Below are 10,945 nucleotides of genomic sequence, written 5' to 3' on the forward strand. Positions count from 1 at the left end.
GACATTTTCGGGTTCTATATTTTTTACTTCGTTCAAGTCAGTTACATGATACCTCATCTTTCTGATAAAGGCTATATTGGAGTTCAAGAATGGGAGTACACCCCGAAATACCCGTAAGAGTAGCCAAACTACTCAAGCGACAAAAAGGGAAATGCGCTCACTGCGATAACTACTTCAAAGGTGGAGATTCGATAGAGGTTGACCACATCGTCCCCAAATCGAAAGGTGGAAAGGAATCGTATGATAATTGGCAGCTACTCCATCGACATTGCCACGACACAAAGACTGCCAATGATGGCAGTCTTGGTAACAAATCTAGCTGCAAAAGTGCTAAACCTAAGCCACCAGTGGAACCAAGCCTTTGGGCTTGGGAAAACGATATGTTGGTAATGACGTACTGATGACAACAGCCGTTTTATTGAGGAGCGGAATGATGGGAAACTATCACGTTCCGTTTTGGAGAGCAGTGGAGGAGGCGACTCCTTCACTGACTTTAATTCAGTTGACAAAAAGAATGCAACTGTAGGCAAGTTCCAAGCCAGATGCTCATCAGTCATTTCCAGTTTTTTAATCTAAAATCTAAAATCTAAAATCTAAAATGGTATAATCCATAAAACTTGATATTAATTATGAGCGATCGCACCCCGCAGGTGAGCGTAGTAATTCCGGCTTACAACTGCGCTGCTTACGTCGGCCAAGCCGTAGATAGCGTTCTGCACCAAACCTATGCTAACTGGGAAATTATTGTCGTAGACGACGGCTCCCGAGACGATACCAAGTTAGTTTTAGAGAAATATGGCGATCGAATTCGCTACATTTACCAACAAAATCAAGGAGTTTCGATTGCCAGGAATCACGGTATCCAGCTATCGCGAGGAGAATTCATCGCCTTTCTCGATGCTGACGACTACTTTTTTCCCGACAAATTAGCAGCACAAATGGCTGTATTTGCAGCGCGACCAAATCTAGGAATAGTCCACAGCGGCTGGCGTCTAGTTAATAGTATAGGCGAACCCCTAAAAGATGTCAAACCCTGGCAAAATGTCCCTAAATTAGACTTAGAAATGTGGCTGCGGTGGAAACCAGTATTACCCAGCGCGATGGTATTTCGCCGTCAGTGGTTAGAGCGCGCCGGCGGATTTGATCCTCGATTTCCACCGGCGGAAGATACAGATTTAGTGCTGCGTTTAGCCTTAATGGGATGCGAAGCAGAGTGGCTGCAGCAAGTAACTGTTTGCTACCGCCAGCACGAACAAAGCGCCATGTACAAAGGTTTACCGCAGGCTAAATCCCTCGCCGCAGTGATGGACAATTTTTTTGCCCGCCCCGAGTTGCCGGATAAAATACGTTTGTTGGAAAAGCAAATCAAGTACAGTACCTTAGTTTGGATTGCTTGGTACTTGTACCGCACCGGTCATTCTGTTGAGATGGTAGAGTTTTTGCAGCGTTCTTGGAATTATACGCCTTATTTGCCTGTGGAAACAGTAATTAATTGGGCGGAAGCTTTCGCCGAGTTTTCGCAGGATGCGGGAAATGAATTCGATGCCGATTTATTAGCTCAATCTCCGGAGTGGCAGCAGTTAATGCAGTGGACTATTCTCGGTACGCCAGCTTGATTGTGTTGATAGTAGTCGAGCGAGCTTTTATGTCATTTGTGGTTGATTCGTGATAGTATAACTTGCGCGATCGTAAAGGCGGGTTTTACCAACAATCTATAGCGCTTTTCAGGGAGGTGAGATACACCTAATTTTACTCATCAAGGATATATTATGTGGTGCTGATCTGTAGGTGCGGAACTGTTAGATGTTCGATGACACTTGCAGATTGTTTCGGTCGACGCACCTTACCATAATGGTTTTCTAGGAACTGAGGTATATAGGACTTACGCAACTGGCACATTAAACAAAGGTATGTAGTTGCGCTTTAGCGCTCTTCTCTAAGTTAAGAGCGCTGAAGCGCAACTACATACCTAAATTTCAACCCCTATTTGTGAAAGTTGGCTTGAGTCCTAATAAGGTAAGTATCGGGAGTTCTGAGTTCGATATGGCCGTCAATTCCTAATCCTGAACAGGCGTCGATATTGGTAGTCTCGATCGGCTTATTTGAAGGTTTTTTGGACTTTTTATAAGTCTTTGAGTGTCATCCTATTGATTATTCCTTGGCAGAAAATGAGTTGCCGCAGCTACAGCTTTGGGCGGCATTGGGATTGTGAAATCGGAAACCTCCGCCCATCAAGTCTTCTGAATAATCCAAGGTGAGCTCATTGAGATATTTTAAGTGCTGGGGGTCGATCGCAACGGAAATTCCCTCGGACTCGCATACCGCGTCTTCTGGGGCTGGCGCCTCGTCAAATGCCATTGTATAAGACAAACCGGAGCAGCCGCTCGATTCCACGCCCAGACGAAATAAAGCATTGGGGTTCGGATGCTTCGACTTGAGGCGCGTTACTTCTGTTGCTGCTGTTTTGCTCAGATGAATCATTATGAGTAATTGGTAATTGGTAATTCGTAATTGGGAAGTAATGTTGAGTTTTGAAAATGTAGAATGTGCCTAGGCGTGTACCTTACCCGGAGAATGTAAAGTGCGCCGGGCCGCGCACCTTACCCCTATATTTTTAGCAACTTGAGTTACTTAGCCTTTTCATTACGAGCATAATCGTCTTGAAAGCGGATAATATCATCTTCTCCGAGATATTCGCCATTCTGCACCTCAATTAAAACCAGGGGGATAACTCCCGGATTTTCCAGGCGGTGAGAAGTGCACTGAGGAACGTAGGTAGACTGATTTGTAAACAGAACTTGTTCAGTTTCGCCACAAGTAACTTTTGCAGTACCAGAAACCACAATCCAGTGTTCGCTGCGGTGGTGGTGCATTTGCAGGCTGAGGCGGTGTCCTGACTTAACTTCGATCCGCTTAATTTTATATCCGGGGCCTTCTTCTAGAGTCGTAAATGAGCCCCAAGGCCGCAATTCTGTAGCGGCTACTGCGTTGGGTGCTGCAGGTGCGTGCAGAGTAGATACTTGAGAAATTTCTTGAATCTGAACCATGATTTTTACTCCTTGAGGATTGCTTGCTGAATCCTTTGGTAAACGACTTTGTTTTTTGAGATTAACTAATCTATAGTTAAAACCGAAGCCCACCTGCGGGAACCGCTTAGGGGACTGTAGATTTTTGCACTTTTGTCTGCTTTGCCCGATCGACTTGCCTTAACAACCATAGCAAAACCAACATAGCTGTTGTCACCTGGTATTCGCTCGATCGCCCCAATCTACATCAAATCTTCATAGAAAGGGCGCTGGTTATTGAATATTGATTAAAGGTGAATCCTAATCCACCTCTTGAGACTGCTGCTGCAAAACTTCTAGCATCTGGTTAGAGATAATGACCCTAGGATATACCACCCGCAACAGCAGCAGATTCATCAATAGCCGCCCGTTGGGTTCGTTACCATCCCGAAATGGATGAATCGAAACAAAGCGAAGATGTGCTTTAGCTGCCAACTCTAGCGGATGTAACGATCTGATTTTATCACTGTTGAGCCATTGGGTAAATTCCCGCATCAAACCCAAAAGCAAATAATGAGGCGGATAGAGGTATTCGGTACCGGCGGCTTTGAGCTCTAACTGCCGATCGCGTCCAGCTTCCTCCGGGGCGATCGCCCTTATAATTTAAGTTGTGAATTTGTTTAATTTCCCATTCACCGATCGCAGTGTCCGATCGCGTTAGCATTTCAATGTAGTCGATCGCATCTCGATGTGCGATGACTTCTAGGTGTTCTCGCTTTCGTTTTGCCACCTACAGTGATGCCGATTTTAGAACTAATTCGGTTTCGCGCTGTGTCAAAGTATTTCCCTCAATCGCATTGGAGTGATAAGAAAACCGAACGTCATAGAGTTTTTTCAATTCTGCAACCCGGGTGGGAGAAAGCGGCCGAAAGCTATCTAACCACGCTTTGAGTCGATCGACTTTTTGCAATTTTTCAGAAAGATTCATTGCTGGTGAGAAGGCACAATGCTGGTGGAGAATGTCACCCAGACGCTGAGGATAAAGTCGGACTAACAGTGCGATAAAGTTAATTGGCGATCGGGGATTGAGTAGTTGGGAATAACTGCATAGAGAGTATTTATTAAAACTATGCACTGACAATCGTAACTTGTTCAGTAGTTGCCCTTGCTAAAATCGCTAAAACTTTTGAAGCTAAAGGCTTCAAATCAGCCAAGCGATTAGATGGTGCTTGTAGAACAATTACCGCAATATCAAACTGTGGTAAATTTTGTTAAAATGATAAGTTGCGAGCGACGGTGATGCAAAGATCAAACTCTGCTTCTGCAAGTGCAAGAAGTTGACCATTTTTTACACCTGCCCATCCCATTTGTGGAACGGTTTTTATCTCATAGTCAACAAATTCTCTGGCAAATTTGCGATCTATACACTCATCCAAAAGAAGCTTCATGCGTTATGCTACCATGCCAACGAGCTGTTTTTCTACCTGTTCCAGCAACGCGATAACTTGCTCTTTAGTTACGGTTGGAAATCCATCTAAAAAATCATCAATGGATTCTCCTGCTTTTAGATAGTCCAGAAGTGTTTGTACCGGAACCCTAGTACAAGCAAATACTGGGGTTCCCCCCATAATCTCAGGAGATACGCTAATAATTGAAGAGTGTTCAAGCATAAATATTTAGATCTTCGGGTTCCATAGTTAAGTTATCGGCTTTAACTATTTTTTTACTCGGATCGAATAAGTTTGGATTTTTTGGTAGCTCTACCCAATTGAGTAGATCCACATATAATACATGATACTAGAGCGATCGGCATCCCATCCTCTACTCTAGATCAACATCTTTTCGCCACTTTGACAGGAGCATCAAAATGAACAGCAACGGACTGCCACAAAAGCAAGGTCTGTACGATCCGCAGTTCGAGCACGACGCTTGCGGAGTCGGATTCATCGTACACATGAAGGGTAACAAATCCCACGAAATTGTCGAGCAGGCACTGACAATCCTCTTGAACCTCGACCACCGAGGCGCGTGCGGCTGCGAACCCAACACCGGAGACGGGGCGGGGATTTTGATGCAGGTACCCCACAAGTTTCTCAAGAAAGTAACGGCGGCCCTAAACATCGAACTTCCCGAAGCCGGCGAGTACGGCGTTGGCGCGATTTACTCGTCGCCAAATCAAACTGAACGCGAAAACGGCAAACGCATTTTTGAGGAAATCGCCGCCGAAGAAGGCCAGGAAGTGCTGGGCTGGCGCGATGTTCCCACCAACAACTCGTCCCTCGGCGACACCGCCAAATCTAGCGAACCCTTCATGCAGCAAGTGTTCCTCCGGCGCGCCGCAGGTATCGATGAGGCGGCTTTCGAGCGGAAACTGTACGTCATCCGCAAGCGTGCTCACAACGCCATCCGCAGGACTAACACAGACCCATACTGGTATAATTCCACACTCTCCTGCCGGACGATCGTCTACAAGGGTATGTTAATGCCGGTGCAAGTCGGCGATTACTATCCGGACTTGCACGACCCGGACATGGAAAGCGCTCTAGCCCTAGTTCACTCGCGCTTCAGCACGAATACTTTTCCGAGTTGGGAACGATCGCACCCTTACCGCTACATCGCCCACAACGGCGAAATTAACACGATGCGCGGCAACATTAACTGGATGCACGCGCGGCAATCGCTGTTCGAGTCGGAACTATTCGGCGATGACTTAAAGAAAATCCCCAATTTAATCAATATCGAAGGCAGCGACTCGACGATTTTTGACAATGCTTTGGAATTGCTGACTTTGGCCGGGCGTTCTTTGCCTCACGCCGTAATGATGATGATTCCCGAACCTTGGACAGCCCACGAGTCGATGAGTGACGAGAAAAAGGCTTTCTACGAATACCATTCTTGCTTGATGGAACCTTGGGACGGCCCAGCTTCGATCGCCTTTACCGATGGTACTTCGATCGGGGCCGTGCTCGATCGCAACGGTTTGCGCCCTTCCCGCTACTGCGTTACCAAAGACGACTTGGTAATTATGGCATCGGAAGCCGGAGTTTTGCCGATCGCCCCAGAACGAATTGTATCAAAAGGCCGCTTGCAACCGGGGCGGATGTTCCTGGTAAATACCGAGGAAGGCCGCATCGTCTCTGACGAAGAAATTAAGACCAAAATCGCCACAGAACACCCGTACCGCGAGTGGATCGACCAGCACATGGTCGAAATCGCCAAACTGAAAGATGCGCCGGCCGTAGCAGAATCTCATCCCGAAACATTATTGCAGCGGCAAATGGCCTTTGGCTACACCTTTGAAGAACTGCGGTTGCTGTTAGCACCGATGGCGAAAGATGGCGTGGAAGCTGTCGGCGCGATGGGTGCGGATACGCCGCTGGCGGTGCTTTCCAATCGACCAAAACTGCTTTACGAATACTTCCAGCAGTTGTTTGCTCAAGTTACCAATCCGCCGATCGACTCTATCCGCGAAGAAATTGTGACTTCTGCCGAAACTACGATCGGCGCTGAACGCAATTTGCTCAAACCGGAACCGGAAAGCTGTCATTTAATTGAACTGAAAACGCCAATTCTCAGCAATGAAGAATTAGCTAAGCTCCAACACGTAAATGAGGGCAATTTCAAGTCCATCACCGTGCCGATTTTGTTTGACCCCAAAAGCGGTGTGAAAGGTCTAGAACAAGCCTTAGAAGAGGTTTTTGCCGCAGCAGACAGCGCGATCGCCTCCGGGGTGAATATCATCATTTTGAGCGATCGGGGTATCAGTCCAGACAAAGCCCCAATTCCGGCGCTGCTGGCAGTTGCGGGCCTGCACCACCACTTGATCCGCAAAGGTACGCGCACGCGGGCGGGACTCGTTCTCGAATCCGGCGAACCGCGCGAAGTGCATCACTTTGCGACACTTATTGGATATGGTTGCGGCGCGATTAATCCGTATTTGGCCTTTGAGACGATCGCCGATTCGATCCGCGAAGGATTGTTGCTAAATGTCGAGTACAAAACTGCTTGCAAAAACTACATCAAAGCCGCAACTAAAGGGGTGACGAAAGTTGCCTCGAAAATTGGTATTTCGACAATTCAAAGTTATCGCGGCGCGCAGATTTTTGAGGCGATCGGCTTAAACAAATCCGTAGTCGATAAATACTTTGCTTGGACAGCCTCGCGGATTGAAGGTGTAGACCTCGAAGTCATCGCCCAAGAAGCAATTTTGCGCCATAATCACGCATTCCCCGATCGCCCATCCAGCGGACATACTCTCGATGTTGGCGGCGAATATCAGTGGCGGAAAGAAGGCGAAGCGCATTTGTTTAGTCCGCAGACAATTCACGCGCTGCAAAAGTCAGTGCGCGAGGGCAGTTATACGCTTTTCAAACAGTATTCTGGACTCGTAAACGAACAAAACCAGCAGCATTTTACCTTGCGCGGTTTGTTGCAATTCAAACAGCGGGAATCGATACCCATTGAGGAAGTTGAGCCGATCGAATCTATTCTCAAACGCTTTAAAACTGGGGCGATGAGTTACGGTTCGATTTCTAAGGAAGCCCACGAATCTTTAGCCGTAGCGATGAACCGCATTGGTGGCAAATCGAACACCGGTGAAGGCGGCGAAGATCCGGAACGCTACACTTGGACGAACGATCGCGGCGACTCGAAAAACAGCGCGATCAAACAAGTTGCTTCCGGGCGTTTCGGCGTTACCAGCTTGTACCTTTCCCAAGCGCGGGAACTGCAAATCAAGATGGCGCAAGGCGCGAAACCCGGTGAAGGCGGACAGTTGCCCGGTAAAAAAGTATACCCGTGGATTGCCAAGGTGCGGAACTCGACTCCGGGTGTGGGATTGATTTCGCCTCCTCCTCACCACGACATTTATTCGATCGAAGATTTGGCTGAATTGATTCACGACTTGAAAAATTCCAACCGGGAAGCGCGGATTAGCGTCAAACTCGTGTCGGAAGTTGGAGTCGGGACGATCGCGGCCGGGGTTGCGAAAGCCCACGCCGATGTCGTGTTGATTTCCGGCTACGACGGCGGTACCGGCGCTTCGCCGCAGACTTCGATCAAACACGCGGGATTACCTTGGGAATTGGGACTGGCGGAAACTCACCAGACTTTGGTTCTCAACAATCTCCGCAGCCGGATTGTCGTGGAAACTGACGGTCAAATGAAAACCGGCCGCGATGTAGTAATTGCTGCCTTGCTTGGCGCTGAGGAATTCGGTTTTGCGACCGCGCCACTGGTGACATTGGGCTGCATTATGATGCGCGTTTGCCACCTCAACACTTGCCCGGTGGGCGTGGCGACGCAAGACCCGCTGCTGCGGAAAAACTTTACCGGCGACCCCGAGCACACGGTAAACTTTATGACCTTCGTCGCCCAGGAAGTCCGGGAAATTATGGCGCAGTTGGGCTTCCGCACGCTGAATGAAATGGTGGGGCGGACTGATGTTTTGGAACCTCAGCAAGCTGTGGAACACTGGAAGGCTAAGGGTTTGGATTTCTCGAAAATCCTTTATCAGCCGGAGGTTGGGGCGGATGTCGGGCGCTATTGTCAGATGGCGCAGGATCACGGTTTAGAAAAGTCTCTGGACATGAGTGTACTGCTGGATTTGTGCAAAGGTGCGATCGAAAACGGCGAAAAAGTACACGCCAAACTGCCAATTACCAATGTCAACCGCGTTGTCGGCACAATTCTCGGCAACGAAATCACCAAACGCCACTGGGAAGGTTTGCCGGATGACACGGTGCACCTGCACTTCCAAGGCAGCGCTGGGCAAAGCTTTGGCGCATTCGTGCCCAAGGGAGTCACCCTGGAGCTCGAAGGCGAAGCTAACGACTATTTGGGCAAAGGGCTCAGCGGCGGCAAGATCATCTTGTATCCGTCGCCAGCTTCTACCTTCGTCGCGGAAGAAAACGTGATTGTCGGTAACGTAGTGCTTTACGGCGCGACATCCGGCGAGGTTTTCATCCGAGGGATAGCGGGCGAACGTTTTGGGGTGCGTAACTCCGGCGTTAACGCAGTAGTTGAAGGTGTGGGCGATCACGGTTGCGAGTACATGACTGGCGGCAAAGTTGTAGTTTTGGGTGAAACCGGGCGCAATTTTGCAGCGGGTATGAGTGGCGGTGTTGCTTACATTTTGGATGAAGCGGGGGATTTTGCAACTCGCTGCAATATGTCGATGGTGGATTTGGAAAAATTGGAGGATGTTGAGGAAATTAGCGATTTGCGGCAGATGCTTCAAACTCACGTTGATTTGACTGGAAGTGCGAAAGCATCGAAGGTTCTGGCTGCGTGGGATGAGATGGTGCCGGTGTTTGTGAAGGTGATGCCGAGGGATTATAAGCGGGTGTTGCAGGCTATTGAAAGGGCGATCGCATCGGGTTTAAGCGGTGATGATGCGCTGACGGCTGCGTTTGAAGAAAACGCTCGCGATGTCGCTCGGATTGGCGGCAGCTAGGGTTACGATGGGTGCGTTACGGCTACCGCCTAACGCACCCTAGTGGACTGGTTCCTCTGAAAAATTGAACTGAGATTCATCCAACCTTCCGAAAGATACTTTTTGACAAGCTGAATGTGCTTATCTCGAAATAAATCAGTGGCCCCAAACTCGGTCTGTAAAGTTTTTAATTCTGCGATAACATTATCCTGGCTGAAAAGATAATCAGCATTTTCAAATTTTGGCTCCCCAGGGAGGAAGTCTGAAATCTTTTGACCTCCCAAGTTTTTTACAAAGCGGTCAAAGGTTTCCTCGGCTGGTAATGCCCGTTTCTCATAAAGCCAATCAGGTAGATCCATATAGATTCATCTGAAGGTTAAGTGAGGGCTAACTATTGATCGGCATTTGCGGGACAAATACCCATATTTATATTTTCATACATACCGCATATTTTGTTTTATGTCAAATGCTACTCAGGAATATTTTTGTTATGGGTGTTTTTGTATGTAGAGATTTTTTAGGATTTCTATAATCTGATGAAAACAAAGGATCATTAAGGTTTAATGTATCTCTATCCATTTACTTAGTAACGCCCCCTAAGCGATTGCTCATTCATCTAACAGTGTTATGCCGCTGTCATGCTACCAACTAAAAATGGGTGGGATTGTATACCCACCCACTTTTTTCCAACTGTTACAGCTTAAAGCCTAGTACGCTCCAGCAATTGCCTTTGCCCCTGCCAAACCACCACCAACTCCTCCACCAACCGCTCCGATAGCACCACACATTGGAGCTAAATAAGCAGCAACTGGTGGAGCAACCGGAGCAATAAGAACATCAACGGTATAACAGGTGACTACAGCACCTGCTGCCCCACCAACAAAAGACCAAAAACCGTTTATGAATGAACCGACTGAATCGCTAGCAGCAAAAGCTGGACTTGCAAAACCATTCCAAGCAATTACACAACTAAGAATCACTGCGAACAAGGAGCGAAAGGCTTTAACTCGCATAATCAACCTCTTTGAAACTGGTACGACTGATTGGATATAAAAGTTACACAAGCAATAATGTCAACTTTATAAGCTATATGCTAGCAATAGTGCTAGGCTTCGTCAATAATACTTAGATATTGACCTTTTCTACCCACATTCCGCACTTTGGGGTGTCACACAGCATAATTACGCAGAAGACTCTATCTTTAAAGTAATAAATTATGCCTTTAAACAGCTTTTTAACCGTTAATGTACGGTATTTTAGTATAATTTATAGTTTTATTGCGGGATAAAAATAAGTAAAAACCGATTGTGACCGTTGAGGGTGCCGAATGTGGGTTTTATAAATTTGTTAAGATAGTTAAACCCTATGTAGGGTTCGTCAGACATCAAGATTTTCGGGCGTATTTTAAGGTTTTTGCCTGATGCACCCTACCGATGGCGTTGCACAGTTGTGGTATGCTGAGCGCTAACAATCAACGAAAATTTAGCTATGATTTGTCCTGAATGTC

At 47.4% G+C, this 10,945-nt stretch carries 10 protein-coding genes; 3 read left to right on the forward strand and 7 right to left on the reverse strand.

Going from position 1 to position 10,945, the window contains the following annotated elements:
- Positions 1 to 89 precede the first annotated feature (89 nt).
- Entirely contained in the window at positions 90 to 401 is a 312-nt protein-coding gene (locus tag QUA71_RS28025; RefSeq protein WP_445243834.1) for an HNH endonuclease, read from the forward strand.
- A 228-nt stretch (positions 402 to 629) separates the two neighbouring features.
- Positions 630 to 1,616 (forward strand): glycosyltransferase, encoded by a 987-nt coding sequence (locus tag QUA71_RS28030; protein ID WP_333290136.1) that lies wholly within the window; start codon positions 630 to 632, stop codon positions 1,614 to 1,616.
- Positions 1,617 to 2,151: 535 nt separating this feature from the next.
- Here the strand turns inward: QUA71_RS28030 and QUA71_RS28035 are convergent.
- From QUA71_RS28035 to QUA71_RS28060, 6 genes are all read right to left on the reverse strand, one after another.
- Complete coding sequence (locus QUA71_RS28035) at positions 2,152 to 2,481, reverse strand: iron-sulfur cluster assembly accessory protein (RefSeq protein WP_333290138.1); 330 nt, start codon at positions 2,479 to 2,481, stop codon at positions 2,152 to 2,154.
- A 146-nt stretch (positions 2,482 to 2,627) separates the two neighbouring features.
- Positions 2,628 to 3,047, reverse strand: coding sequence for a cupin domain-containing protein (locus QUA71_RS28040; RefSeq protein ID WP_333219561.1), 420 nt, complete (start codon positions 3,045 to 3,047; stop codon positions 2,628 to 2,630).
- Between the two features lie 279 nt (positions 3,048 to 3,326).
- Positions 3,327 to 3,668 (reverse strand): Fic family protein, encoded by a 342-nt coding sequence (locus QUA71_RS28045; protein WP_333290148.1) that lies wholly within the window; start codon positions 3,666 to 3,668, stop codon positions 3,327 to 3,329.
- Between the two features lie 127 nt (positions 3,669 to 3,795).
- The gene (locus tag QUA71_RS28050) at positions 3,796 to 4,146 is read right to left on the reverse strand and encodes a hypothetical protein (protein ID WP_333290140.1); all 351 of its coding nucleotides are present in this window, start codon (positions 4,144 to 4,146) and stop codon (positions 3,796 to 3,798) included.
- Positions 4,147 to 4,276: 130 nt separating this feature from the next.
- Positions 4,277 to 4,453: a hypothetical protein gene (locus QUA71_RS28055; protein ID WP_333290142.1), complete on the reverse strand. Its 177-nt coding sequence runs from the start codon at positions 4,451 to 4,453 to the stop codon at positions 4,277 to 4,279.
- 3 nt (positions 4,454 to 4,456) lie between these two features.
- Positions 4,457 to 4,675 (reverse strand): DUF433 domain-containing protein, encoded by a 219-nt coding sequence (locus QUA71_RS28060; RefSeq protein WP_242716807.1) that lies wholly within the window; start codon positions 4,673 to 4,675, stop codon positions 4,457 to 4,459.
- Between the two features lie 197 nt (positions 4,676 to 4,872).
- On the opposite strand from QUA71_RS28060, the gene gltB reads away from it, so the two are divergent.
- The gene (gltB, locus tag QUA71_RS28065) at positions 4,873 to 9,459 is read left to right on the forward strand and encodes a glutamate synthase large subunit (RefSeq protein ID WP_333290144.1); all 4,587 of its coding nucleotides are present in this window, start codon (positions 4,873 to 4,875) and stop codon (positions 9,457 to 9,459) included.
- 686 nt (positions 9,460 to 10,145) lie between these two features.
- On the opposite strand, the gene QUA71_RS28070 is transcribed toward gltB, so the two are convergent.
- Complete coding sequence (locus QUA71_RS28070) at positions 10,146 to 10,451, reverse strand: hypothetical protein (protein WP_333290146.1); 306 nt, start codon at positions 10,449 to 10,451, stop codon at positions 10,146 to 10,148.
- Between the last annotated feature and the right edge of the window lie 494 nt (positions 10,452 to 10,945).

The sequence above is a fragment of the Microcoleus sp. MON1_C5 genome (assembly GCF_036701875.1).
In the GTDB taxonomy this organism is placed as follows: Bacteria; Cyanobacteriota; Cyanobacteriia; order Cyanobacteriales; family Microcoleaceae; genus Microcoleus.

What these genes read in the sequence shown, in the direction of transcription:
- QUA71_RS28025 (WP_445243834.1), top strand. Translation starts at nt 90, where the DNA reads ATGGGAGTACACCCCGAAATACCCGTAAGAGTAGCCAAACTACTCAAG.
- QUA71_RS28030 (WP_333290136.1), top strand. Translation starts at nt 630, where the DNA reads ATGAGCGATCGCACCCCGCAGGTGAGCGTAGTAATTCCGGCTTACAAC.
- QUA71_RS28035 (WP_333290138.1), bottom strand. Translation starts at nt 2,481, where the DNA reads ATGATTCATCTGAGCAAAACAGCAGCAACAGAAGTAACGCGCCTCAAG.
- QUA71_RS28040 (WP_333219561.1), bottom strand. Translation starts at nt 3,047, where the DNA reads ATGGTTCAGATTCAAGAAATTTCTCAAGTATCTACTCTGCACGCACCT.
- QUA71_RS28055 (WP_333290142.1), bottom strand. Translation starts at nt 4,453, where the DNA reads ATGAAGCTTCTTTTGGATGAGTGTATAGATCGCAAATTTGCCAGAGAA.
- QUA71_RS28060 (WP_242716807.1), bottom strand. Translation starts at nt 4,675, where the DNA reads ATGCTTGAACACTCTTCAATTATTAGCGTATCTCCTGAGATTATGGGG.
- gltB (WP_333290144.1), top strand. Translation starts at nt 4,873, where the DNA reads ATGAACAGCAACGGACTGCCACAAAAGCAAGGTCTGTACGATCCGCAG.
- QUA71_RS28070 (WP_333290146.1), bottom strand. Translation starts at nt 10,451, where the DNA reads ATGCGAGTTAAAGCCTTTCGCTCCTTGTTCGCAGTGATTCTTAGTTGT.